We start from the raw sequence: 18213 nt of genomic DNA on the forward strand, positions 1-18213 counted from the left end.
TTAAATGCAAGGAAATCCAATTTACATGTATGGATAAGGTCCAAAAGGGGCAGGATTTTTCGATATATCGTAAGGGTGCGGTCCACATAAGGAGTATGCGCAGCATCCACACAAGCAATACTGAAATAATTCACATAATTATTTCATGGCTTGCCATTTCCTACGCATTCGCGATCCTGCTGCTATGGTCAAGATCCGGTACCAGGCCTTCGAGTGATGAACTTTTTAACGGTATTTTCAATCCTCTTGTTATTTCTTTATTTACAGTCGGGATTTCATTCATCATCCATGAGATGAGCCATAAGATCGTGGCGCAAAGGTTTGGTTCATGGGCCGAGTTCAGGATGAGTCCGATAATGCTCTTGCTGATGCTTGTCCTTGTATACCAGTTAGGGATATTATTTGCGGCTCCGGGCGCTGTAATGATATACGGCGGGAACGTTGGCCGCAGGGAAAACGGGCGCATATCGCTTGCAGGGCCGCTTTCAAATCTTATTCTTGGAATGGCTTTTTTCCTCCTGTTATCTGAGCAGGGGATTCTCTATGAGATCGGAAGATACGGGGTGATCGTTAATATCACACTCGCGCTTTTTAATATGATCCCGTTCGGAATATTTGACGGCAGAAAAGTATGGGACTGGAATAAACCTGTGTATATTCTGGTCGTAACAGCTACTCTTTTGTTACTCTATTTCTTTGTTGCGCCGCAGCTGGTCGCTCCGATCGATAAAATGCCGTTTTGATAGTTCAATAAAATGTATATTATTATTGTACTCATGCAAATATTTTAGTTAAGATAATATTAAATATTGTCATGCTGTGTTTGTGCAAAAAGTGGTGTTATGACATTAAAAAACTTTAAAAAAGATGAACGTGCAATCGAGTTGCCTATAAATATAGTCGTTATGCTTGTTGTCGGCATGGTCGCGCTGGCTGCGCTGTTATCCATAATTCCTAAATCCAAGGAGAATTTAAGCGTGGATATTATTAATATTAAAATTGACGACGGGGCAGTACAGGAAGGAAGCATTGCTACCCTGAGTGGTGACGGGACATACGAGGTAAAGGTCAATGTCAAAGTTTATGACAAGAATAATAATCCTGTCGAAAAGGCAAGTGTTACCCTGACCGGAGGCGGAGGATTTGCCGTAGACCAGACAAACAGCCGCGGCGAGGGTATTCTAACAATGGGAACGGCAAATAACTCAAAAGTTATCATGAGGCCGAACCAAAAGAGTGTTGAGTTGAAACTTGTTGCCAAGGCTAATGGTTTTTATGACTATGAAGATGAAAAAGCAATTCAGTTATATCAAAAATAGGTTTGCCTTTAAATTTTATATTTCTCTGTACTGAAGGAAAAAATGGCCATAGGAATTCCTGTAAAAATAGTGGTTCTTACAATAGTGGGAATGGCTGGATTGGCAGCCATGCTTACAATAATAGATAATGGTGAGGATGCAATACCAAAACCCATACATGCGGATCTGAAAAGCACCAACCTGATCGTATTATCTGCTTTTAATGATACGGATGACATTAACATGGCAGTTGAAGTTATTGATTCAACAGATGGCACATCTGTTAAGAGAGCAAGCGTGGTCCTTTCAGGTCATGGTGCTGCTGCGGTAAACATGACAAACAATGACGGATATGCGATCTTAAGATCCAAAAAAACCGATTTTGATTTGAAAACAGGAGAAGGCTATCTTAGACTTGATGTCAAAGCGTATGGTTTTCAGGATTATGCCAACGAATTTGCGGTCAAAATAGTGAAGTAAAATGACCTATTTCCTGTTTGTAATTATGAACTTCCCTATTACGACCGCCCCGAATAATATTCCAACCAATATCGGATAATATGATGACCGGATAATATTCCAGTGGTTGCTGTATATAAGATATCCTGTTGCGAACATTACTATTGTGGCTGCAAGGCCTGAAAACTCAATCGGGACTTTTATTTTACCGATAGTTATTTCATTATGTTTCTCAAGTTTTGAGATCCTGTTCTCAATATATGAAAGCTGCGATTTGATAGAATCAATATCGATAACATGGGTTTCATGAGTTGTTTTTTCAAGATTGGTTAATTTGCGATCTATTTCCTGTAATTTTTCTGTGATTTCATTTTGCGAGATATTATCAACACTTCTCTCTTTTTCAGGAGATGATATATCAGCATCAGGTACGAATGTTTTGATTGAAAGACGCTTTTCAACAGCACGCATGCGGTTATCGACGCTTCTCAAACTCTGGTCAATATATTCAATACGGCCATTGATATCCGAATTGATTTTCTCGTTATTTTTTTCATCGATTTTTTTCACTATTTATGTCACCCTGGAGTCTCCGAAACAATCCAAGTTATTTAAGGTTTTCTGAACAATGCATATAATTTTTGTATTAATATATTCAGGATAATGCATCAGGAATTTCCAATGAAACAATTTATGAACCCGAACTGTATTAGAACCGAAAAATATGGTTTCTTTTTTCAATGACGATAGCGCTTCTATTGATATACCCATAAGACTTGTGGTATATATTATCCTGACAGCAGCGATCATAGCCGTTACTGCCATCGGGCTTTCTCACATCTGGCCCGGGATGACCGCAAATATCATGGAAAAGCAGATCGGAGAAATAAAAGCTTCATTGAGCACTATGCAAAGCGGAGGTGCACGGAATTTGATCGACCCTGATTCACCATCCGGAAATATCCGTACTCTAATGGTTACAATCCCGGAAGATGTAGATTATCTTGCTTTTGGGGTGGACCCTGACCCTGATAATGATCTTAATATAACAAACACACCCGATGGAATGATTACCGATAGGGGAAATGTTATTTATTACAGTGGAGCAAATGGGAAAATCAGGATACCACTTGATGATTTTATTGAACTGCGCGAAGGACTTCTTGAAGAGGACAGATGGACAATTAATGATATCGGGGGATTACAAAATGGCGCTGTTCTTTCCGAAAAAGGAAATTATGAACTGACATTCGAACTGGTTTATGACCCGATCTGGAAAGAAAAATATACGCTGGTTCATATGACTGATAATTTGAACGCATATATAAATCCTTATGATCCGGCAGTCCTGCCTAATAACCTCCGGGTTTCCTTGAATCCTGATTCAATACCCGCAGATGGGGTTACCAGTGCAGAAATCCTTGTCAAGTTAAAAGATAAAAAAGGAAGGGATGCACAGGGTGATGGAATAAAAATAAACCTGTCAGCATCACTTGGAAATCTCTCTGAATCGAATCTGACAACAGTGAAAGGAAAAGCCAGTGCGACCATCAGTTCGGATTTATTTGGGACATCGTTGATAACTGCAACTTCGCCTGGATTAAATCCGGGTTCAAGTCATTTGACAATAACGCAAAAACCAATAATCCTGGAATTCAACCAGTGGATATCTAATGAAAGTTATAAACTCTCCGGACAATTTTCCACAAACCAGCACTTAAAATACGATATTTCATTTACAGGATATGGAACTAAATTTTCAGTGCCATTGGTAGGGACCTGGTGGCCCAATGCAAGCATCGAGATAGATGGGATACAAATCGATGAAGAAAGAATTGACAGCAGGTCAACGCTCTCAAAGACATTCACGTGGGTCACAATACCCGCAGGCGATCATTATTTGAATATAAGCCTGAAAAATGATAAATATCTTCCATTGCTGGGAGACATGAATCTTTATGTTGAAAAAGTAGTGCTTTCGGGGTAAAAATCACATAATTTTAGAATTATAAATTAATGCCAAACTTCCTTATATCATGAATGCAAATAAGCTGCTTCATGCAAATTAGTTTCTCTTCCCTTGCTCTTGTAAATAACCCGTTTGACTGGGCTTATGGCCTTGAAGAACTGGGGTTCACTGGCTGGGAAGTGGTAAGTGAAGGAAAACAGCAATTAAATGACACGACGCTTTCGCAGATAAAAAACATTATCGAAACAACAGATCTTGTTCTTTCGCTTCATCTTCCGTTCTCAGACCTTAACCTTGGAAGCCTCAACCACCCTATCTGGAATGAGAGCATAAGGCAGATGACAAAATGTCTTGAAAGGGCATCTGATTTCATTGAGCTTGCAGTGGTTCATCCCGGTCATCTTTCGCCTCTGGGGATGCAGCTTCCTGACATGGCCTGGCAGCAGAATCTTGAAGGCTTAAGGGCGATTTGTGATTTTGCGGATGATTTCGGAATTAAGATAGGAGTGGAGAATATGCCCAACATGCAGCAGATTTTCGGCAGGCAGCCTGGTGAGATACTGGGTATGATAGAATCCCTGGATCGTGAGAATGCGGGGTTGACGCTTGACATGGGGCATGCCAATACTAACGGCCTTGTTATTGATTTCCTGGCAGATCTGGGAAAGGTGATACATGTTCACCTGCATGATAATAAAGGAAGAAGCGATGAACACCTTGAGCTTGGGAAAGGGACTATTAAATGGAAAGATGTCATGCCGAAATTCAAAGGGTATAATGGAAGGTTCGTTACAGAGGCAAGAACAGTTGAAGAAGGAACTGCAAGTTTAAAATTCCTGAAAAGTATCATTTCCTGACCGTAAACTACATAAACAAAGGATATCATTCAAATAATTGGATAAGGATAATATAATTTATACGGATAAGGATAGGAGCGATAAATGTCGATAAATGAAATAATGTTAGCAGTATTTTTAATTAACCTTCCATTCGGGTATATCCGGGGAAATGCTGCAAGGTTCTCCAGGAAATGGATAATGGCCATACATATTCCTGTGCCATTCATATTTCTAATAAGAATATTTTCAGGACTTAACTGGACTATAATTCCCTTGCTGGTTCTATCAGATATTGCAGGACAAATAGCTGGCGAAAAGTTGAGAAAATATAATTTCCAGCGGCCAAATAACAAATAAGGCAATTGAATAAATATCATAAATTTAATATTTTTTATGAAATATACGGAACCACAATTTTTTATTAAGTCGTTTTTTCAATAAAGATATTTTATAATTATATATAAAAAAATAGAATTCTCTATATAAATCTAATATCGAACCTAATAGTTTAAAACCAGAAAAAGATACCCTCAATTGGATTCCGTTTTTTGGGACTGTGATTTATATGAATTCATGCACCCCAATGTACAGAACATCTTTTCTTTGACATGGTTATTTTGTATATATATTTCCGTGTGGCAATTTTTGCATCTGACTTTAATTATTTCCATATTGGATCCTCTTTTTGTTTAATGATCGGATGAGGCTATTATGATCTGTAGTACATATATTAATTTCTGTTAAATTATTAAAATAATGCTTACAATTGTTATTATAATCACCAATTTTAGCTTAAAACCTGTCGTAAAAACAACAATATAATAAATCCCTCAACGCCAATCTAATAAAAACCTCAAAAATCCTCGACAATCATCGAAGCATATATAAACTCATCCGCCAAAAATAATCCATCATGCTCGATCAATCCATCCGTTCATGGAATCCATGGTGGGCGCAAAAGATGCCTCCGTCCCTCACAGGCATCAGGAGGGACATCACAGAAGACATCATCAAAAACCTCGGCACTCCCCACATAAGGACGTAATAGGTGTAAGGCGCTGCGGCAAGACCACAATTCTCTATCATTTGAAGAACTCCAGAAAGAGATTTTTAAAATAAATCCTGATATATCCCACATATTCCTGATGAGATACAGCAGAAAAACAGATGGGTGCGATGGGTCAGGACGCTTTACGACACAAAAAATTCCTCAGGCTCATCTGCAAGCCTCCTTTCAGCGCTATAAGATGTTATACAATGCTATAGTAACTTATAAATATATTCAAAAAAAAGAATTACTACCATGGTCACAACGATCCAGATAAAAGAAGAAATAAAATCAACATTAACACAAATGAAACTGTTTGAACGGGAGACTTATAACGATGTCCTGGAGAGACTCATCGAAGACGTTCAAGAACTCAATGAGGAAACGAAAAAAGAGATAGAATCCGCAATAAAAGAGATCAAAAGCGGTAAATACGTGACACATGAAAAGCTTGCCAGAGAAATGGGATTCTGATGAAATTTCAGATGATATGGTCAGAATCGGCAGCAGGCGAACTTAAAAAATGAATGTCAAAATTTCGATATATATTCTTTTAACCCTGCATGATCTGGAAGTACAATATCTGCATTCTTCAATAATTCCGGTTCCACATATGTTGGGATCGCTATACAGTACAAGCCCGCCCTTTTTGCAGATTCAACACCCAGGGGCGCATTTTCGATAACGATACATTCATCTTTCCGGACTTTTAGCATTTCAACAGCTTTTAAATAAGACACAGGGGAGGGCTTTCCTTCTTTAACATCACTTCCAGTCACCATTACAGAAAATGTATCTGGAAAAAACCGCCCGATTAAATCTTTGACAACTGCTTTATCAGAACCGGATACGACCGCGAGAGCATATTTATTTTTTAGTATGTCGATCAATTCATATATTCCTTCAAAAACAGTTGCCTTATTGATTTTTGAAAATATCTCCTTTTTTTCCTCTGCAAGTTTATGAAAGTCCTCAGGTTCAGGTATCCTGCCTGCTTTTTCAAATACCAGCCTGATTATTCCAATATGATTTGAACCCTCGATCTTATAGACATCATCTCTCTGGATCTTGATCCCCACATTGGCAAAAACAGCTTTCCATGCATCTGCATGATAGGGCATAGAATCAATAAGCACACCATCCATATCAAAAATTACTGCTTTTAACATTATTCCTTAATATCCCGTGTTCAATGATAACAATTGACGTCCCGCTTTGTATACACCTCGATCAGCCTTAAATTTTTCCTTCGCCAGAAATCCCGCAAGAGCACCAAACCGCTAAGGTAGAAGTGGGTGGGAAAAAATTAGAGGAGGGAATTTAATATTAAGGATTATGCAATAATTTTTATAGTTGTATGAAGAATATAAGTTCAAGTCGAGGGATAATTTAAAATGTTAATTGTTACATGTGTAAAACAGGTACCGGATACTACCCAGGTAAAAGTTGACCCGGTCACCGGTACCTTGATAAGAGAAGGTGTACCGTTCATAATAAATCCGTTTGATACCTATGCCCTGGAAGAAAGTCTCAGGCTTAAAGAAAAATACGGGTTTCGCGTAGCAGTTATTTCCATGGGGCCCCCTAATACTGAAGTTACACTGCGAAAAGCCCTTTCCCTGGGAGCTGATGAGGTAATACTTTTAAGCGACAGGGCTTTTGGCGGAGCAGATACCCTTGCAACCAGTATGGTTCTTGCCGAAGCCATCAAGAAGCTTGGTAAGAAGGACGAAGTGGCAATGGTAATTTGCGGCAGGCAGACCATTGATGGGGACACAGCACAGGTTGGGCCTGGTATTGCAACCCGATTAGGTTATTCACAATTGACCCTGGTAGACCATATCGAGAATGTGGATTTGAATGCAAAAAAAATAAGAGTCAGGCGCAGGCTGGAAGGCAGACACGAACTGGTTGAGGCCCCGCTTCCTGCAATGATCGCGGTGCTCAGGGAAATAAACCGTCCGCGTTATCCAACAGTACCTATGCGCATTTTTGCACAGGATGCTCCTGTGATATTATGGAATAACAAAGAAATGGGATTAAGGGAAGATACTATCGGCCTTAAGGGTTCTGCTACACAGGTGCGAAAGATCTTTTCACCCCATAGAGAGAAAGGAGAGATAATCGGAGATGGGGTCAAAGATCCACAAGCTTCTGCCAGATTATTGGTTGAAAGGCTTAAAGAAAAGAATATCCTGATTTTATAGGAAATATGAGTTAAACACCGTAGAGGCACAAGTTTATGGAAGAAGAGAAAAAGATACGCAAACCACGCGGCATAGCTAAACTTATTCCGGGAAAATGCATCGCTTGCGGAGCGCGTTGCCAGAGCGCCTGCCCCGAAGACGCTATAGAAATGAACGATAAGGGCGAGCCTGTCATCAATCTGGAAAAGTGCATTGGCTGCCGCAGATGTATCAAGGTTTGCCCTGCAGAAGCCCTTGAGATCTTTTATACCCCGGAGGAACAGAAAATCCTTGAGCAAATAGCTGCATCTACGTCTGCAAAAGGAACTGGCACTAAAGAAGTAAGTATCGAAGAAGCAGCAGCAACAGCCCATATCAAAGAATACAGGGGGGTATGGGTCTTTGTGGAACATACCGAAGGTGAGCCTGCTACTGTTTCATGGGAGTTGCTGGGAGCTGGCGCGAAGCTGGCTAAAACCCTGGGCGTTGAACTTTGCTCTATAGTAATCGGCGACAAAGTGGAACATCTCTGCCAGGAATCTTTTGAGTATGGCGCTTCCCGTGTTTATTTACTGGATGCTCCTGTATTTCATTATTACCGGACAGAGACTTATAATAAGGCCATCTGTTACCTGGTGAAAAAGTACAAACCTGAAATATTACTTATGGGCGCAACAGGTCTTGGAAGAGACCTCGCAGGCGCAGTTGCAACAAAACTAAATACAGGCCTGACAGCGGATTGTACGGGTCTTGATGTCGATGAAAAAGGTTTTTTGCTGCAAACACGTCCGGCCTTTGGCGGCAATATAATGGCAACGATCTTTACTGAACGAACAAGGCCGCAAATGTCTACGGTACGACCACATGTGATGCTGTTACCCTGTAAGGATACATCGCACAAGGGTGAGATAGTCCGCGAATTTTTTGCGATCAAAGAAGATGAGGTTGCTGTCAAGGTACTGGAGATTATCAAAGGCCAGAGAGCAGAATGTGACCTGACAGCAGCAGACGTTATAGTTTCAGGAGGCAGAGGCATGCAGGGAAAAGAGAATTTCGAGATGTTACAGCAGCTTGCTGATGAGCTTGGCGGCGCAGTTGGTTGTTCGCGCGCTGTAGTGGAAGCGGGCTGGATGCCGGCAGAACGCCAGGTTGGGCAAACAGGCAAAACCGTAAGACCCAAAATCTATATCGCATGCGGCATCAGCGGCGCTATCCAGCACCTGGTCGGGATGCAAAATTCGGATGTCATAATCGCCATTAACCTGGATAAAAACGCCCCGATATTTGAGGTTGCTACATATGGTATCGTGGGTGATGTATTCCAGGTAGTTCCGGCCATTATCGATTATATCAGAGAATTACGAACGGGCGAGATATGTTCCATATCAGAATCAAAAAATAGTATCGGGAAGGAGTAAGTTATGTTGATTTACATCAGTACAATTATTTTTGCAGCCGCTATAGCGCTTTTTTTCTGGAGCTGCTACAGGCGGTTCCGCCTTCTTACTCTTGGCAGGCCAGAGCCAAAAAACCGTTTCAACGATATCGGTAAGCGTATAGGGGGTGTTCTGTATTACGCCTTTGGGCAAAGGTGTACTGTTTCCCACGGATACCGTTTTGGCTGGAACCATCTTGTTCTTTTCTGGTCTTTCATGATATTATTGATAGCCAATACAGAATTCCTGCTTGAGGGACTGTTCCCTGATTCCATAAGTTTCTCATTGCTTCCTCCCGGCGTGTATCATCCACTGGCTGTTTTGATCGAGATTGCATCAGTCCTTGCCCTGCTGGCAGTTTGTATCGCGGTCATCCGCCGCCTGGCATTCCCCCCTTCTTATATGGAAGCCAGAAGCGTGGACGCTTTTATAATTCTCAGCCTGATCGCTTTACTTATGCTCGCCTTTTTCGGTTTGCATGCCAGCGAGATAGCACAGGGTACTGAAAAAGCAGCAAATTTTATGCCTGTATCTAATTTTGTAGCTTCCGCTTTTTTCTCGGATGTTCCGGCAGGAAGCCTGAATGGATATATCGATGCTTTCTGGTGGCTCCATGCCATTGTGCTGCTTGTTTTCCTGAATTATCTGCCTTACAGCAAGCACATGCATATCCTGACAGGCATCCCAAATGTATATTTAAGAAGCCTCACTAAGGTCAACACCCAGCCCGGGGAAGATTTCAAAAAGGGAAATGAATTTGGTGTCGGAAGAATTGACCAATTTACCTGGAAAAATTTAACTGATTCATATTCCTGTACCGAGTGCGGCCGCTGCTCTGATAATTGCCCGGCTACAATTACGGGTAAGATGTTAAATCCCAGGCTTGTTATTCATAATATGAAAATCAATCTGCTGGTAAATGGCCCAGGGATCATGAAAAATAAAGAAACTGTATTACCTTTGATCAAAGGCGGGATAGAAGGTAGTGTTGCAGAACAGGTTCTCTGGGACTGTACAACCTGTGGGGCATGCATGGAAGTTTGTCCGGTGTTTATTGAGCATGTTGTAGAAATCGTTGATATGCGCCGAAATCTTGTAGAGATGAAAGCAAAAGTACCTGAAGAATTAATTGCACTTTTTGAGAATATAGAACAGCGCAGTAATCCATGGGGCATTGCACCTGGAGATCGTACAAAATGGACAGCAGATCTGGATGTTAAGCCTTTTGAGACTGGTAAGACCGAATATTTATTTTATGTTGGATGTTTTGGCTCATTCGATGCACGCAGCAAAAAAGTATCCCAGGCAATATCAAAAATCCTGAATGCCAGCGGCATTTCATGGGGTATCCTGGGAAAAGAAGAGTTGTGCTGCGGCGACAGCATGCGCCGTCTTGGTAATGAATTTGTTTTTGATCGCATGACCCTGGAAAATATCCGGATGTTTAAAGAGAAGGGCATAAAGAAGGTCATTACCCAGTGCCCGCACTGCTATAATACCTTCAAGAACGATTATCGGCAGTATGGCGTGGAACTGGAAGTTGTTCATCATACTGATTTGATATATGATATGATAAAATCGGGTAAGCTGAACCTGGATGTGAATGATGCAAAGGATTTCGGAAATCTTGTGTTCCATGATTCATGTTATCTGGGACGCTATAACGGCATATATGAAGCGCCGCGAAATGTTATTGCTTCTGTAACCGGCCGGGCGCCGATCGAGATGGAACGCCGCAAGGACAGGTCTTTTTGCTGCGGCGCCGGAGGTGGACGAATGTGGATGGAGGAGGACACTGGGAATCTGATCAATGTTGAGCGGGTTAAGGAGGCTATGAAAAAGGATCCAAAGACGATTTGCGTATGTTGCCCATACTGCATGACCATGTTTGAAGACGGGATAAAAGGCATCAAAGCCGATGATAAAGTGCAGGTGCTGGACCTGGCCGAGATCGTAAGCAGAGCATTGAAGTAAACGATAATATGTAAAAGGATGGGAAATGGTGATCAGGACTGCTCAAGTAAATACAGGAACAGTTGTTTCAATAAGAGGCAGCGTAATAGATATAAGGTTCCAGGATAAGCTTCCGGAAATCCATAACCAGTTAACAGCAGGCCCGATAGATATAGAGGTCTTAATTCACATCACTCCTGAAGTTGTGCGCGGGATAGCACTTGTCCCGACACAGGGATTAGCCCGTGGGGCGACAGTGATCGATACCGGTCATCCGCTCATGGTACCGGTTGGAGAGCAATTATTGGGAAGGGTACTCAATATATTCGGCTCCACCATTGACAATAAGGGAGAAATAAAAGCAAGACAATGGCGCTCGATCCATCAGAAATCCGTCCCTTTATCCGCACATACTACAACTTCAGAGATCTTTAATACAGGAATAAAAGCAATTGATGTTCTTGCCCCACTTGAAAGAGGAGGAAAGGCAGGGCTTTTCGGTGGTGCAGGTGTGGGAAAGACAGTCCTGATCATGGAGATGATCCATAACGTAGTTGGGCGATATGGGGGTGTTAGTATTTTCTGTGGAATAGGCGAACGCGTTCGTGAAGGTGAAGAACTATATCGTGAATTGAAAGATGCCGGGGTTCTGGATAAAGCTGTCATGATCTTCGGGCAGATGAATGAACAGCCAGGCGCCAGGTTTCGTGTTGGACATGCTGCGCTTACCATGGCTGAATATTTTCGTGATAATGCCAGGCAGGATGTTTTGCTCCTGATCGATAATATTTTCCGTTTTGTCCAGGCCGGAGCAGAGGTCTCAGGACTTCTGGGACAGCTCCCTTCCCGGGTTGGATATCAACCAACTCTTGCAACTGAACTGGCCGAACTTGAAGAAAGGATATGCAGTACAAAGAATGGCGCTATTACTTCGGTACAGGCCGTATACGTGCCTGCCGATGATTTTACAGATCCGGCAGCTGTCCATACATTCGGTCACCTGTCTGCCGCCATTGTCCTTTCCCGCAAAATGGCATCTGAGGGCCTGTATCCGGCAATTGATCCGCTGCAGTCACAATCCAGTATGCTGACACCCAATATTGTTGGAAAGAGGCATTACCATTTAGCGCAGGAGATACGTAAAACCCTGGCTGAATACGAAGAACTCAAAGATATTATTGCCATGCTGGGTCTGGAGGAACTCTCTTCAGACAACCAGAAGGTCGTGCATAGGGCACGGAGGTTGGAACGTTTCCTCACCCAGCCGTTTTTTACAACCGAACAATTCACAGGGCATAAAGGAAAAATGGTTGAACTTGAAGATGCGCTTGATGGTTGCGAACGGATACTCAAAGATGAATTCATGGACTATCCTGAGAAATCGCTCTACATGATAGGGACTATCCAGGATGTGAAAAAATGAGATTAAAAATAATGCTGCCCACAAAAGTACTCATTGACCAGGATGTGACAAAAGTGGTTGCTGAAGCCGAAAACGGTTCTTTTGGCATATTGCCAAAACATATTGATTTTGTTACAGCGCTTGTTTCGGGTATTCTTTCTTTTGAATATGATAATAAAGAAGAATTTCTCGCAGTAGATGAAGGAATCCTGGTCAAATGGGGGTCAGATGTTTTTGTTTCCACTCGAAATGCAGTACGAAGTAAAGATCTTGGCAGGTTAAAGCAAACTGTGAAAGAAGAGTTCTATATTCTGGATGAAAGAGAGAAGAAGAGCCGTTCAGTCATTGCCAGACTTGAGGCGGATTTTGCAAAGCGGATATTAGAACTGGAGTAAAATGAATGTGAATGATCCGGAAAAAGATAAAAAGGCCATAAGAATACATAAATTTATTGATAAAGTTGGTGAAAAAGAAGCCCATAAGATCAAAGCGAGGGATGAAAAAAAGAGGATCATCTGGTTTGGTCTGGGTATGATGGGTACAATCGGATGGTCAGTGGCAATTCCAACTTTATTAGGAATAGCTCTGGGCATATGGCTTGATTCAAAATGGCCAGGACGTATTTCCTGGACGCTCACTTTTTTTTTCGCGGGGCTTTTCCTGGGTTGTATAAATGCCTGGTACTGGGTAAGGATGGAACAAAAAAAAATGGAGGAAAATAATAATGATTGATTTTATGATAATTATATTGAGCCTGGCAATTGGCGCTGGATTGGGGATCTTTTATTTCGGAGGTCTCTGGTTGACATTAAAAAAGCTTCCTTCATCAGGAAATCCATATTTCCTGACACTGGGAAGTTTTTTTGGCAGAACAGTACTATCTCTTTCTGGATTCTACCTGGTCGCAAGAGGTGGTCAATGGGAACGATTACTTATCTGTCTTTTCGGTTTCATATTGATGAAGGTCTTTTTGGTTTTCCGCCTGCGGCCTCATAAAGAAGCTATAATTCCAGGGGTGAAGTGAATTTGGTAGATATCAGCCCTGATACCATTATTTTATTGGAATCGGGATTTGTCACTCTTAATGCCACGGTCGTTTTTACATGGCTTGTGATGGCATTGATAGTTTTCATAGCCTGGCTGGTAACGCGAAAGCTTTCGGTTGAACCTCCATTATCGCGATCCCAGAACCTTCTTGAAACCATAGTTGACTACATGAGGAGCCAGATACGGGAAATTACTCAGGATGATTCGGATACTTACCTTGTGTTTTCAGGAACTTTGTTCCTTTTCATCGCAGTCTCCAATTTACTCACCATTGTGCCGGGATACCATCCACCCACAGGTTCTCTTTATACAACTGCTGCTCTTGCAATATGTGTATTTTTTGCAGTTCCGATATACGGGATATCAAAAATGGGGACGGTCGCTTATTTTAAACGATATATGCAGCCTACGGTTTTCATGCTGCCATTTAATATTATTGGCGAACTATCACGTACCCTTGCCCTTGCTGTTCGATTATTCGGAAATATCATGAGCGGAACAATGATAGTCGCCATGCTGCTTGCAGTCGTCCCTTTTTTCCTTCCGGTCATTATGCAGGTCCTGGGGCTTATAATCGGATTTATCCAGGCATATATTTTTGCAGTTCTTGCTACTGTTTATATTGCATCTGCAACCCGGGTGCATCAAGTGAAACCACAGGAGATAAGATAACAGGATGAATTTGAAATATGTAATGATAGATGTAATATTAGAGATATGTAACGATAGATGTATATTAGAGGAAAAAGGAGGGAAATGAAATGGATAGCAGTATGGAAATAATTGCAGCAGTTTCGATCTTTACAGCAGGAATGACCATAGCTATAGGCTCAATAGGTCCGGCCATCGGGGAAGCCTGGGCCCTGGCGCGTGCACTGGGCGCTATTGCTCAACAGCCCGATGAGGCAAATACCATCACACGCACTTTATTCGTAGGTCTTGCTATGGTAGAATCAACAGCAATTTATTGCTTTGTCATTTCGATCATACTGATCTTTGCTAACCCGTTCTGGAATTATGCAGTGGCAGGAGGATAGGACAATTGGTACAGATCGACTATTTCACTTTTTTTGCCCAGATAGTTAATTTCCTGGTACTTATCCTGTTATTGAAATTCTTTCTGTACGGCCAAATCATCAAAGCAATGGATGAAAGGGAAAAAAGAATTATCCTGAGATTACAGGAAGCAAAAGACTTAAATGACGAAGCGGAAAACGAAATTGGAACATACCAAAAAAATATCCGGGAATTGTCCGAAAAGAGAGAATCGATGTTAATGGAGGCCAGGAAAGAGGCGCAAACGGTCAGTGAAGAACTGATAAAAAAAGCCCGGTCTGAGGTCAAAGAAAGCAAAGATAAATGGTTTGAAGAGGTCGAGCGCCAGAAAAAAATATTTCTTACAGATCTTCGAAGGCGCTCAGGTGAAAAGATATATTCTATCACCCGCCGGGTTTTAAAGGATCTTGCAAATGATGAACTGGAGATCCATATTATCAATACATTCATCAAGCGTCTTGAGACTATGGGGGAAAAAGAAAAGGAAGCCATCAAAGAATTTATCCGGAACCCTCAGGAAAAAATCAATATAAAAAGCTCATTTACGATCCCGGGAACTTTGCCCCAAAGGATAAAGGAAGCTGTCCGGGATCAAATTGGTAATGAAGCGAAGTTTCAATTCGAAATTGAACCTGGCCTGTTATGTGGAATTGAACTGTATACCCGCGATAAACAAATTTCATGGAGTCTTGGCAGTTATCTGGATACCCTGGAAGAGGATATTTCAAGATCTTTCGACCGGAGGGGGATGGAAGAAAAATGAAAGACACAGGATTGCTTACAGTTCTTGATGAGACGTTTGAAATCCTTGATCAACTGATGGAAAAGGATAGGACATTGATCCATTCCAGGGAGGTCGGAAAAATTACGTTCATAGGGAAAGGTATTGCCCGGATCACAGGATTAACCAATGTAAAATTCGAGGAACTCATTAGATTTCCGGGCAATAAATTGGGAATTGCGTTCAACCTGGATCCTGATGAGGTTGCAGTAGTAATGCTCGGTGACAGTAAAGATATAAAAGCCGGCCAGGAAGTATATCGCACGGGCAGGGTAATGGAAGTTCCTGTAGGAGAGTCACTCCTTGGTCGGGTTGTCGATCCAATGGGAAGGCCGCTTGATGAACAGGGTCCGATCAACTCACAGGAAAACCGATCTATTGAGCATGAGGCCCCAGGAATTATGGAACGTGCTCCTGTGAATGTTCCGTTGCAAACAGGTATTCAGGTTGTGGATGCACTTATTCCAATTGGCCGGGGACAACGTGAATTGATACTTGGCGACCGCCAGACAGGTAAGACCGCTATTGCCCTTGATACTATCATCAACCAGAAAGATAAAGATGTCATGTGCATCTACTGCGCTATCGGGCAGCAAAGTTCAGCTGTTGCAAGGGTGATCGCTGATTTACGAATTCATGGGGCAATGAAGAATTGTATTGTAGTTGTGGTTTCAGGTGATGATCCACCAGGATTGAACTTTATTGCTCCTTATGCTGCCACCACAATAGCAGAGTATTTCATGGAAAAGAGACGAGATGTACTGATCATATACGACGATCTTACCCGTCATGCCCGTTCTTACAGGGAATTATCCCTCTTGCTCCGGCGTCCGCCTGCCAGGGAAGCTTATCCTGGGGATATTTTCTATATCCATTCCCGGTTACTTGAGCGGTCCACACACCTTCGGGAAGGCGGATCTCTTACAGCTTTGCCTGTTGTTGAAACAGAGGCACAGAATATCGCAGCATACATCCCCACAAACCTTATCTCTATTACCGATGGCCAGATTTACCTCTCCCCGCGCCTATTCCATGAGGGGATCTTACCCTCTGTGGATGTAGGGAAATCTGTTTCCCGTGTGGGCGGGAAGACACAGTTGCCTGCGTATCGCGAGGTTGCAGGAGATCTGCGTCTTTCTTATTCACAGTTCGAGGAACTTGAGATATTTGCGCGTTTTGGCACACATCTTGACGAGGGGACAAGGAATACACTGGAGCGCGGGCGCCGCGTCCGCGAAGTGTTAAAACAGGCGCAATACGAACCCATGCCTGTCCCTGAACAGATAGCTGTTCTTCTGGCTGTGACCAATGGTGTCTTTGATGAACTTCCAATTCAAGACATCACTGATGCCAAAGTAAAAGTTCAGAAAGCAGTAGTTGAAAAACTGCCTGACCTGTGTCTTCGTATTCTTTCAGGAGAAAAATTAAAGAAAGAAGATCGTGAAGCTCTTCTGGATGTGGCCAGAGATGCTGTGAATTCAAAAAAAGGAGAAAAAATAAAATAAAAGGAAACAAATAAATGGAACTCCTTGAAACGCTAAAAAGAAAGATCAATAGCGCAGAAGAATTGCAATCCCTGGTAAAGACCATGAAAGCGCTTGCAGCAGTGAGTATAAGGGAGCATGAACAGGCCGTAGAATCATTAAAAGAGTATCACAAAACCATTGAAATGGGATTTCATATTCTTCTGCAGAATCGACCGGATGAGGAAGTGGGTGAAGCCGGATATGTTGAGAAAAACCGTCTTTGTGCGATTGTTTTCGGCTCTGAAAGAGGTATGTGCGGCCAGTTCAACGAGAAAATTTCAATTTTTGCATTAGACAGGATGAATGAACTTGAGATAAAACCTCAGGACAGGACAGTATTTGCCCTGGGCGACCGTGTTATCGCGCGACTTGAGGAAGCAGGACAACCCATAGACAAGCGTTTTTCAATATCAGGATCAAATATCGGATTCACCCTGCAGGAAGTTTTGATCAATATCGAGGAATTTCGATTGAAAAAAGATATAGACCGGATCGTGCTTTTTTATAATAGACCTGCAGCAGGAACATCTTTTCAGCCGTTTATGGTATATCTTCTACCTTTTGATCCTGAATGGATCAGTAACTTATCAGGGAAAAAGTGGCCATCGCGGAATCTGCCAACATTCACTATGGACTGGAGCAGCCTTTTTTCTTCATTAACCCGCCAGTATCTGTTTTTTTCATTGTACCGCGCTTTTGTAGAATCAATTGCAAGCGAGAATGCCAGCAGGCTTGCATCAATGCAAGTAGCAGAAAAGAATATAGAAGAACGTTTGAGGGATATGAATACCGGATTCAACCTCCAGCGCCAGACTTCGATAACATCGGAATTATTGGATATTATGACAGGATTTGAAGCGCTTATGGGGAAGTCAATTACCCCCGAATAGAATTCAGGGGCATGTTTGATGCTCCTGAAAGAGGTTTATAACTATGTTCCATCTCAATTCCAATATTGGCTTTGACTTCATCACATGCTATAACAGGCTGATTGACAGCAGCCCTTGCAGCAATATTGATAGCTGCAATGTGGTCAGCATGACCAGAGAAATCACACTTAACACACCTGAACGTATCCCGGTTTGGTCTATTTCGTCTTTCATTATGTCCACAGACAGGACAGGTATGAGAAGTTCCTCTGGGATTGACAAGAATAACGGACACACCCGAAAGAGTTGCCTTATACTCGATGAAACTTCTCATTTGCCTGAAT

Annotated in this window: 23 protein-coding genes; 19 read left to right on the top strand and 4 right to left on the bottom strand. The window is 42.1% G+C overall.

The window, feature by feature from the left end; genetic code table 11:
* Nucleotides 1-29: 29 nt before the first annotated feature.
* The 3 genes from CL181_RS14555 to CL181_RS14565 all read left to right on the top strand — a co-directional run bounded on the left by CL181_RS14555 (nucleotide 30) and on the right by CL181_RS14565 (nucleotide 1778).
* The gene (locus CL181_RS14555; RefSeq protein ID WP_097300043.1) at nucleotides 30-743 is read left to right on the top strand and encodes a hypothetical protein; all 714 of its coding nucleotides are present in this window, start codon (nucleotides 30-32) and stop codon (nucleotides 741-743) included.
* A 99-nt stretch (nucleotides 744-842) separates the two neighbouring features.
* Nucleotides 843-1319: a hypothetical protein gene (locus tag CL181_RS14560; protein ID WP_097300044.1), complete on the top strand. Its 477-nt coding sequence runs from the start codon at nucleotides 843-845 to the stop codon at nucleotides 1317-1319.
* Between the two features lie 42 nt (nucleotides 1320-1361).
* A complete protein-coding gene (locus CL181_RS14565) occupies nucleotides 1362-1778 on the top strand; it encodes a hypothetical protein (RefSeq protein WP_097300045.1) in 417 nt (138 codons plus the stop codon).
* Nucleotides 1779-1784: 6 nt separating this feature from the next.
* On the opposite strand, the gene CL181_RS14570 is transcribed toward CL181_RS14565, so the two are convergent.
* Nucleotides 1785-2327 carry a hypothetical protein gene (locus tag CL181_RS14570; RefSeq protein ID WP_097300046.1) on the bottom strand — a complete coding sequence of 181 codons (543 nt, stop codon included), beginning with the start codon at nucleotides 2325-2327 and terminating at the stop codon, nucleotides 1785-1787.
* A gap of 154 nt (nucleotides 2328-2481) precedes the next feature.
* Here CL181_RS14570 and CL181_RS14575 point away from each other — a divergent pair, with 154 nt between their 5' ends.
* The 3 genes from CL181_RS14575 (at nucleotide 2482) to CL181_RS14585 (ending at nucleotide 4922) form a co-directional block, all read left to right on the top strand.
* On the top strand, nucleotides 2482-3744 hold the full coding sequence (locus tag CL181_RS14575) for an Ig-like domain-containing protein (RefSeq protein WP_097300047.1): 1263 nt from the start codon (nucleotides 2482-2484) through the stop codon (nucleotides 3742-3744).
* A 53-nt stretch (nucleotides 3745-3797) separates the two neighbouring features.
* Nucleotides 3798-4583: a sugar phosphate isomerase/epimerase gene (locus CL181_RS14580; protein ID WP_097300048.1), complete on the top strand. Its 786-nt coding sequence runs from the start codon at nucleotides 3798-3800 to the stop codon at nucleotides 4581-4583.
* Nucleotides 4584-4667: 84 nt separating this feature from the next.
* Nucleotides 4668-4922, top strand: a complete 255-nt coding sequence (locus tag CL181_RS14585; protein WP_097300049.1) for a hypothetical protein — start codon at nucleotides 4668-4670, stop codon at nucleotides 4920-4922.
* Between the two features lie 564 nt (nucleotides 4923-5486).
* Here the strand turns inward: CL181_RS14585 and CL181_RS20535 are convergent.
* Complete coding sequence (locus CL181_RS20535) at nucleotides 5487-5651, bottom strand: hypothetical protein (RefSeq protein WP_176505244.1); 165 nt, start codon at nucleotides 5649-5651, stop codon at nucleotides 5487-5489.
* 217 nt (nucleotides 5652-5868) lie between these two features.
* On the opposite strand from CL181_RS20535, the gene CL181_RS14590 reads away from it, so the two are divergent.
* Nucleotides 5869-6087 carry a hypothetical protein gene (locus tag CL181_RS14590; RefSeq protein ID WP_097300050.1) on the top strand — a complete coding sequence of 73 codons (219 nt, stop codon included), beginning with the start codon at nucleotides 5869-5871 and terminating at the stop codon, nucleotides 6085-6087.
* Between the two features lie 56 nt (nucleotides 6088-6143).
* Here CL181_RS14590 and CL181_RS14595 read toward each other — a convergent pair whose 3' ends face one another.
* Nucleotides 6144-6782: an HAD family phosphatase gene (locus CL181_RS14595; RefSeq protein ID WP_097300051.1), complete on the bottom strand. Its 639-nt coding sequence runs from the start codon at nucleotides 6780-6782 to the stop codon at nucleotides 6144-6146.
* Nucleotides 6783-7007: 225 nt separating this feature from the next.
* On the opposite strand from CL181_RS14595, the gene CL181_RS14600 reads away from it, so the two are divergent.
* The 12 genes from CL181_RS14600 (at nucleotide 7008) to CL181_RS14655 (ending at nucleotide 17890) form a co-directional block, all read left to right on the top strand.
* Nucleotides 7008-7820, top strand: a complete 813-nt coding sequence (locus CL181_RS14600; RefSeq protein ID WP_097300052.1) for an electron transfer flavoprotein subunit beta/FixA family protein — start codon at nucleotides 7008-7010, stop codon at nucleotides 7818-7820.
* 35 nt (nucleotides 7821-7855) lie between these two features.
* Complete coding sequence (locus CL181_RS14605; RefSeq protein WP_097300053.1) at nucleotides 7856-9217, top strand: electron transfer flavoprotein subunit alpha; 1362 nt, start codon at nucleotides 7856-7858, stop codon at nucleotides 9215-9217.
* Between the two features lie 3 nt (nucleotides 9218-9220).
* Nucleotides 9221-11209 (top strand): heterodisulfide reductase-related iron-sulfur binding cluster, encoded by a 1989-nt coding sequence (locus tag CL181_RS14610; protein WP_097300054.1) that lies wholly within the window; start codon nucleotides 9221-9223, stop codon nucleotides 11207-11209.
* Between the two features lie 25 nt (nucleotides 11210-11234).
* A complete protein-coding gene (gene atpD, locus CL181_RS14615) occupies nucleotides 11235-12611 on the top strand; it encodes a F0F1 ATP synthase subunit beta (RefSeq protein WP_097300055.1) in 1377 nt (458 codons plus the stop codon).
* The gene (locus CL181_RS14620; protein ID WP_097300056.1) at nucleotides 12608-12985 is read left to right on the top strand and encodes a F0F1 ATP synthase subunit epsilon; all 378 of its coding nucleotides are present in this window, start codon (nucleotides 12608-12610) and stop codon (nucleotides 12983-12985) included. Before atpD ends, CL181_RS14620 begins: the two co-directional genes overlap by 4 nt.
* Before the next feature lies 1 nt (nucleotide 12986).
* Nucleotides 12987-13322 (top strand): AtpZ/AtpI family protein, encoded by a 336-nt coding sequence (locus CL181_RS14625; protein WP_097300057.1) that lies wholly within the window; start codon nucleotides 12987-12989, stop codon nucleotides 13320-13322.
* Nucleotides 13315-13614 carry an ATP synthase subunit I gene (locus CL181_RS14630; protein ID WP_097300058.1) on the top strand — a complete coding sequence of 100 codons (300 nt, stop codon included), beginning with the start codon at nucleotides 13315-13317 and terminating at the stop codon, nucleotides 13612-13614. Before CL181_RS14625 ends, CL181_RS14630 begins: the two co-directional genes overlap by 8 nt.
* 2 nt (nucleotides 13615-13616) lie before the next feature.
* Nucleotides 13617-14309, top strand: coding sequence for a F0F1 ATP synthase subunit A (locus CL181_RS14635; protein ID WP_217993183.1), 693 nt, complete (start codon nucleotides 13617-13619; stop codon nucleotides 14307-14309).
* An 89-nt stretch (nucleotides 14310-14398) separates the two neighbouring features.
* Entirely contained in the window at nucleotides 14399-14674 is a 276-nt protein-coding gene (locus tag CL181_RS14640) for a F0F1 ATP synthase subunit C (RefSeq protein WP_097300060.1), read from the top strand.
* 5 nt (nucleotides 14675-14679) lie between these two features.
* Nucleotides 14680-15456, top strand: coding sequence for a F0F1 ATP synthase subunit B (locus CL181_RS14645; protein WP_176505245.1), 777 nt, complete (start codon nucleotides 14680-14682; stop codon nucleotides 15454-15456).
* Nucleotides 15453-16979: an alternate F1F0 ATPase, F1 subunit alpha gene (locus CL181_RS14650; RefSeq protein ID WP_097300062.1), complete on the top strand. Its 1527-nt coding sequence runs from the start codon at nucleotides 15453-15455 to the stop codon at nucleotides 16977-16979. Before CL181_RS14645 ends, CL181_RS14650 begins: the two co-directional genes overlap by 4 nt.
* Before the next feature lie 14 nt (nucleotides 16980-16993).
* Nucleotides 16994-17890: a F0F1 ATP synthase subunit gamma gene (locus CL181_RS14655; RefSeq protein ID WP_097300063.1), complete on the top strand. Its 897-nt coding sequence runs from the start codon at nucleotides 16994-16996 to the stop codon at nucleotides 17888-17890.
* Here the strand turns inward: CL181_RS14655 and CL181_RS14660 are convergent.
* Nucleotides 17877-18213: zinc ribbon domain-containing protein (locus CL181_RS14660; protein ID WP_141398929.1), on the bottom strand; the 337-nt coding region annotated here is incomplete at its 5' end. The two genes, CL181_RS14655 and CL181_RS14660, sit on opposite strands and share 14 nt — an antisense overlap.

The sequence above is a fragment of the Candidatus Methanoperedens sp. BLZ2 genome (assembly GCF_002487355.1).
Lineage (GTDB): Archaea > Halobacteriota > Methanosarcinia > Methanosarcinales > Methanoperedenaceae > Methanoperedens.

Coding starts and splice junctions, on each gene's coding strand:
- CL181_RS14610 (WP_097300054.1), top strand. CDS start 9,221: ATGTTGATTTACATCAGTACAATTATTTTTGCAGCCGCTATAGCGCTT.
- CL181_RS14595 (WP_097300051.1), bottom strand. CDS start 6,782: ATGTTAAAAGCAGTAATTTTTGATATGGATGGTGTGCTTATTGATTCT.
- CL181_RS14600 (WP_097300052.1), top strand. CDS start 7,008: ATGTTAATTGTTACATGTGTAAAACAGGTACCGGATACTACCCAGGTA.
- CL181_RS14560 (WP_097300044.1), top strand. CDS start 843: ATGACATTAAAAAACTTTAAAAAAGATGAACGTGCAATCGAGTTGCCT.
- CL181_RS14605 (WP_097300053.1), top strand. CDS start 7,856: ATGGAAGAAGAGAAAAAGATACGCAAACCACGCGGCATAGCTAAACTT.
- CL181_RS14580 (WP_097300048.1), top strand. CDS start 3,798: ATGCAAATAAGCTGCTTCATGCAAATTAGTTTCTCTTCCCTTGCTCTT.
- atpD (WP_097300055.1), top strand. CDS start 11,235: ATGGTGATCAGGACTGCTCAAGTAAATACAGGAACAGTTGTTTCAATA.
- CL181_RS14585 (WP_097300049.1), top strand. CDS start 4,668: ATGTCGATAAATGAAATAATGTTAGCAGTATTTTTAATTAACCTTCCA.
- CL181_RS14620 (WP_097300056.1), top strand. CDS start 12,608: ATGAGATTAAAAATAATGCTGCCCACAAAAGTACTCATTGACCAGGAT.
- CL181_RS14630 (WP_097300058.1), top strand. CDS start 13,315: ATGATTGATTTTATGATAATTATATTGAGCCTGGCAATTGGCGCTGGA.
- CL181_RS14655 (WP_097300063.1), top strand. CDS start 16,994: ATGGAACTCCTTGAAACGCTAAAAAGAAAGATCAATAGCGCAGAAGAA.
- CL181_RS14640 (WP_097300060.1), top strand. CDS start 14,399: ATGGATAGCAGTATGGAAATAATTGCAGCAGTTTCGATCTTTACAGCA.
- CL181_RS14575 (WP_097300047.1), top strand. CDS start 2,482: ATGGTTTCTTTTTTCAATGACGATAGCGCTTCTATTGATATACCCATA.
- CL181_RS14555 (WP_097300043.1), top strand. CDS start 30: ATGGATAAGGTCCAAAAGGGGCAGGATTTTTCGATATATCGTAAGGGT.
- CL181_RS14625 (WP_097300057.1), top strand. CDS start 12,987: ATGAATGTGAATGATCCGGAAAAAGATAAAAAGGCCATAAGAATACAT.
- CL181_RS20535 (WP_176505244.1), bottom strand. CDS start 5,651: ATGATAGAGAATTGTGGTCTTGCCGCAGCGCCTTACACCTATTACGTC.
- CL181_RS14565 (WP_097300045.1), top strand. CDS start 1,362: ATGGCCATAGGAATTCCTGTAAAAATAGTGGTTCTTACAATAGTGGGA.
- CL181_RS14650 (WP_097300062.1), top strand. CDS start 15,453: ATGAAAGACACAGGATTGCTTACAGTTCTTGATGAGACGTTTGAAATC.
- CL181_RS14590 (WP_097300050.1), top strand. CDS start 5,869: ATGGTCACAACGATCCAGATAAAAGAAGAAATAAAATCAACATTAACA.